The sequence below is a fragment of the Magnetococcales bacterium genome (assembly GCA_015232395.1).
GTDB lineage: Bacteria > Pseudomonadota > Magnetococcia > Magnetococcales > JADFZT01 > JADFZT01.
Genome location: JADFZT010000145.1, coordinates 1 through 5,088, shown reverse-complemented (window position 1 = coordinate 5,088; position 5,088 = coordinate 1). Strand labels below are relative to the sequence as shown.

Below are 5,088 nucleotides of genomic sequence, written 5' to 3'. Positions count from 1 at the left end.
AGTGGGCCACAGGCGTTCGGGGATCGGTTCGATGGTGGGGGAAATCCGCAAGACCAGGGAGTCGGCTACCGTTGTGGATGACGCAAACCCTCCGGCTGTCTGAACTCCGGAACCTGAGCGAGCATGTCCCACAAGGATTCCACATGAGGGGCATTGAGGGTTAAGGTCGTCACGGGGCATCTCCATTCGGGGTTTGGGACGAGTGCGGATAGCCATCTTGTGGCCTGGTGCTGAAGTGGTTTGACGAAGACGATTTTGGGTTGACCGTGATGCTGGTAGCGCGCGGCATTCTTGGAAAAACCCTTCGTCCGACCGACTTCCCGCCAACCGGCGGCCTTGTAGGAGGTTCCAGTAAAACGAGCTGGATCGACAAAGGTTTCCACCAGCAAAACTGGCTGGCCATGGATGCGTTGCCAGTCGTCGCTGAGTCGCTGGAGAGACAGCCCCAGGACCCGTGATGCCAAATTGGGCAGGTGAAAATCAGGAAGGATCAGGAATCGGGTATTATTGGCGATGAAATGGAGGCGTTGCCACTGGAGAACGGGCAACCACCCGATCCAACGATCCCGTGCCGCACATTTGAGAGCCGGGGAAGACCATCCCAGCAGAGCGACCCATTGGTCATCCAGGGTAGCTACGTGAAGGAGAGACTTCCCGACCAGGGCCGGGGCACCCAGATAGTGATGCTGTGCCAAGAGATCATGCCACCGGGATTGCTCGTGATGCTCAACAGGGCGTACCCGGATAGTTTGCAGGATATTTGGTGGGGATGGAGTGATCAAGTTTGGGCGAATATCCATGCCCCAGGTATACAGGATGATCAGACAAAACGCCAGTGACGGTGTTTTTGCTTGTTAAATCAGGATATTGGCATCAGGTTTGACGTAGCCCTGCCTTTATCTCTGATGTCCAATCTTGGAGAAAAAACGGGGGATCTTCCGGCCCGAAGAAGGTGACTGCTTGCTTCACATACTTTGAACCGATATTTTTTTCAGCCTTTAAAAACTCTGTATACCGGAGAACACCGGCATGGATCACCTCTGGCGTGTGCCTTTCTTTAATCCGAGCAGTCCATGCCTTGAAGGCCCCACGCTTGGGATTGGATCCAGACCGTTTAGGGTAGGCCTGCCATACTTGCTCGAAATTGGGAGGGTAATCATTCTTTTGAGCCTGCCCGGAAGATTTCTCACCAACATTGCTCCCGGAACATTCGACAGAATGGACCAAGGATTTTATTCCTTCTCCTTCTCCCTTTCCTTCTCCCTTTCCTTCTCCGTGCAAAACTACTTCCGTACTAGTGCTGCACCGGTTCTGTACCGGTTTCGCACTGGTTCTGATGAAGGTGGTGCGGATGGAGTACCCGTTCGGAAGTGATTCGGAAGGAAGAGGGTATTTTGCAGTCGGCTTTCGCGGGCTTTGGAATCGCTGAAAATTTCTGATCATGCCCAATGCTCTGCCTTCAACTTCGTACCGCATCACTTGTTTGGTCCGGAGAAGTTCTTCAAGCAATGTGCCGACATCAACGTCATCAGCTGGCATTAGCCGCATTTTCAGCTTAACTGGGTTCCACTCAAAAATGCCGTTGTCATCGGCGTCATTCCGGATGGCGATTGCAAGCAGCCGTGCTTGAGGGGTACAGGTCACGAACTGGTCATCAGTCCATTGCTCAGGGTGGACGCTTCGAATACGACCCATATCACACCCCCATATCTACAACCAAGACTTGAATGCCTTGTTCGTATTTTTCTGGGGTGCTGCATCGATTATATGCAATCCATTCCTGCTTTCGCGCCTCGTAACATTCATCAATTTTTTGGCTTTCTGGTGAATGTCGAGTGGCATCCATATGGGATGGGCTGGATAACATTTTCAGATTCGGATAGAACTTCATTCCAGACTCATCGGTTCCGGTTGGTTGATTTTTTTTGTGATCCAAGGCATAATGGTTTCGTTCAGTTTCACAGTCAGATGCTCCATTAAAGCCCCGGTTGCCGTCGGGGTTTTTCTCTTTTTTCATCGATCAACCCTCCCCAGTTTTGTAGGGTCGTTGGCCCCAAAGAGGGCACCCTTTATCGGTGCATCCCCTGATGGTTCCCCGCCAGCCCGGCTTATCTGGACCGCAAACGCAGCGGCAGCACATGGCGTTGATGGCGGCTCTCTTACTATTTTTCAGGTTCTTTGCGATCTTGATGGGGTCGTGAGAAGGCCCTTTTCCAGCTTTCTGTTGCGTTATTCCACCAGGGGTAGGGGTTACCCTTGTCGGATGTGCTGGAGTCAATTGTCCATGGGTGAAAGCGGCTGAATCGGGGGATTGACAGCTAAAGAAAGTCATTTCACATCACCTCCATTTCCTTTAGCCCATTGAAAGAAACGGCCTTCATCAATCAAGACCCTTCCACCAACACGACAGATGACTTCGTCAAAACCATTTTTTTCTGCATTAAAGACAAGATGGCGAAGACCACCGATGGTTGGCCATGGATGATGCTCCGGCCATTTAGTGAGGGGGATCAGAGGGGCATTCTTGGGGAGATCAGATTCAATTGGCATGTTTAATCCTTATGACAGTAAGTGGCGATACCCGACGATTGCGTCGGTGACTGTCATGAAGATAAGCAAGCCGTTCGTGGAAATATATTCCCGTGGAGCGTAGAAAGTACCTTTCTAGGGGTGGACGGGTATTTATTTTGAAGGTGGGCGGCCTCTCTTTTTTTCTTCTGAGCGTGGGTCAATCTCACTCAGCCAAACACGCAGAGTTTTGTCTTTGTATAGGTTTCCATTCCCATGCTTGCGGATATGCGAATGCTCTATCAAGGATGCTATCGACAATCCAGGGTTATCTTCCCATAATATTCCGGCGATTGTTTGGCATCGTATTTTGTCTTTTTGGTTATTCCGTAGAGTCTTTTCAGGCTCTTCTGTCTGTTGATTTCTATATTCTATTGGTGATGTTTTTTTTAATGATATTTCAAATCGTTCAGGAAGTCGCATTTTCAGGTTTCTTATCAATTTTAGAAATTTGGCGGGACAGACATTGTTTTTGTTATCGATTTCAAACATTCCAGCATCAACATATGATCTAATTATTTTTAGGGTTTCAGGAAATAGGACGTGTCTTTTTCGGCCAGTTTTGTGCGTTTTTTTTCCTCGAAAAGGATCTGGCTCGACACCATGGGTCAGCCTTACGGCATCTTCAATATTCCACAAAGGAAATTTCAACCAATATTCATAATCTGGCAGTTCTTTCATCATCCCCTCCCAAAGATGCGGTCATTCATTTTGCTTACCACGCCAGCCGTATGAGCCTCTGAAAGATGGCTATACCTTTTAACCATTTGCAGTGTTTTATGTCCCAGGACTTCGGCAATCTCTGCCAAGGATGCGCCTCCCATCGCGAGCTCTGATGCAGCGGAATGCCTCAGATCATGGAAAACGAAATCATCAATTTCAGCTTTTTTAAGGGCAGCCTCCCACGGGGCTCTCAAATCCATCGTTTTCCCTAGCCTTTTCCCTGGAAATAGCAGGTCGGTATCCAATCGCTGGATTTTGGAAAAATCCCTCAATACCGACAGAGGGTGACCCGTGAGAGGGATCACCCGGCGTTCGTCGTTTTTTGTCTGGTGAAGAGTGATGCGCCCCTGCATCAAATCGACATCAGGCCATCGTAGGGTCATGATTTCTCCTCTACGCATGCCGGTTCCAAGGGCAAGAACGACAACGACGTAAAGAAAGGAGTTTGGGGATTCTTGGCAAGCTTTCAAAAGCCTTTCGCGCTCATCAGATGACAAAAAACGCACCCGTCCACGGGGCTCTTTGGGTTTCCTCACCCTCGAAATCGGGCTTGTCTCTATCCATCCCCACTCTTGGGTGGCAATGGTGAAAAGGTGGCTCAAAGCGGACAAATACCGGGTAACGGTGGCAGGGGAGCGTGGAATCTTTTTTCTGGTTAATCCCCTCCCAAGCTTGTCGCGGCATTCGGCTATCAAGGCTGGCGTGCAATCAGCCAGTGTGTAATCACCGATTTCAGACTTCCACCACTTCAGTTGGCGGGTTTGGTCCACAGCCTGTTTCGGTTTGGTAGGCATCACATCCCGAAGGTATCGATCCACAGCCTCCCCCAGGGTGTGCCGTTTTGCTTCTGATGTCCGGAAATGCCGCCCCTCCCTGATGGCGCTTTCAATTTGACTGGCCCATTTTTGGGCATCGGTTTTTCTGGCAAAGGTAGCCGTCTGGGTTGGGTGGCCTTTCAGACGCACTTGAACCCGGTAATTGGCTTTTCCGTTTTTGCCCTTGCGGGCTTGAATGTGTGCCATGCCTACCCCCTTTCAAGATTCCTGGCAACAGAATACTGAAAGTCGCCACAAATGGCAACACAAGATAGACAATCCGGTGCTTACTGACGAACAACTTCAGCAGAAACAATGAAATCAAACAATGCTTGCGTTATCATGGTGCAAAAATGGTGCTCTATCAGAACAAAACCGCCCAAATTTGGTTGGATAAAAATCTCCAAATCTGTTTCTGAATTATGGTGTTTGTGGGTTTTGTCCCTTTTGTGGCCAAGGGAAGAATGTACGGAGGTGGTGCGGTGGAATTGTCGCGGTGTGTTGTACTCTAGTGCACCAATTCTGCACCATTGCGGATGATGTAGCGACTGTCTTTGCCTGTAACATCTTGATTTTACTGGAGCTAGCGGGGGGACTTGAACCCCCAACCTACGGATTACAAATCCGTTGCTCTACCAGTTGAGCTACGCCAGCTGACTAACGAAACTTATGCCCCCTTGGGAGTGCTTTCAGCCTGGTTGCAGAACCTCCCTTGGGGTTCAGGCTTTTCTCCGGACAGAGGAGTGTGGATGGGGGTGTTGATTTGATACACCGGGAAACCCGCTATAGTGCCACGTTTAATGGGGATATGCAAGACTTCTTGATATGGCCTGACTGCTTCAACAGAACTTGGCTACTGGAACAGAGATGATCACGGCAGGATATTGGTCGGGAACCGGCTGAACTGCAGGGACACGTCAAGCTCCAAGGCATCCTCTTGAAAATATTGACGTTTCAATCAAATCCATAATCGGAGTCAAGA

General features: G+C 49.6%; 6 protein-coding genes and 1 tRNA gene. All 7 read right to left on the bottom strand.

The features are described from left to right. Positions 1-65: 65 nt before the first annotated feature. Positions 66-800: a DUF4338 domain-containing protein gene (locus HQL52_19910; protein ID MBF0371708.1), complete on the bottom strand. Its 735-nt coding sequence runs from the start codon at positions 798-800 to the stop codon at positions 66-68. Positions 801-873: 73 nt separating this feature from the next. Beyond that, entirely contained in the window at positions 874-1,695 is an 822-nt protein-coding gene (locus HQL52_19905) for a hypothetical protein (protein MBF0371707.1), read from the bottom strand. A 1-nt stretch (position 1,696) separates the two neighbouring features. Beyond that, on the bottom strand, positions 1,697-2,017 hold the full coding sequence (locus HQL52_19900; GenBank protein ID MBF0371706.1) for a hypothetical protein: 321 nt from the start codon (positions 2,015-2,017) through the stop codon (positions 1,697-1,699). Positions 2,018-2,328: 311 nt separating this feature from the next. Beyond that, on the bottom strand, positions 2,329-2,550 hold the full coding sequence (locus HQL52_19895) for a hypothetical protein (GenBank protein MBF0371705.1): 222 nt from the start codon (positions 2,548-2,550) through the stop codon (positions 2,329-2,331). 132 nt (positions 2,551-2,682) lie between these two features. Next, the gene (locus tag HQL52_19890; GenBank protein ID MBF0371704.1) at positions 2,683-3,252 is read right to left on the bottom strand and encodes a hypothetical protein; all 570 of its coding nucleotides are present in this window, start codon (positions 3,250-3,252) and stop codon (positions 2,683-2,685) included. Next, the gene (locus HQL52_19885) at positions 3,249-4,313 is read right to left on the bottom strand and encodes a site-specific integrase (protein MBF0371703.1); all 1,065 of its coding nucleotides are present in this window, start codon (positions 4,311-4,313) and stop codon (positions 3,249-3,251) included. The genes HQL52_19890 and HQL52_19885 overlap by 4 nt, the downstream gene beginning before the upstream one ends. 371 nt (positions 4,314-4,684) lie before the next feature. After that, positions 4,685-4,760 (bottom strand) — tRNA-Thr (locus HQL52_19880). Positions 4,761-5,088 lie beyond the last annotated feature (328 nt).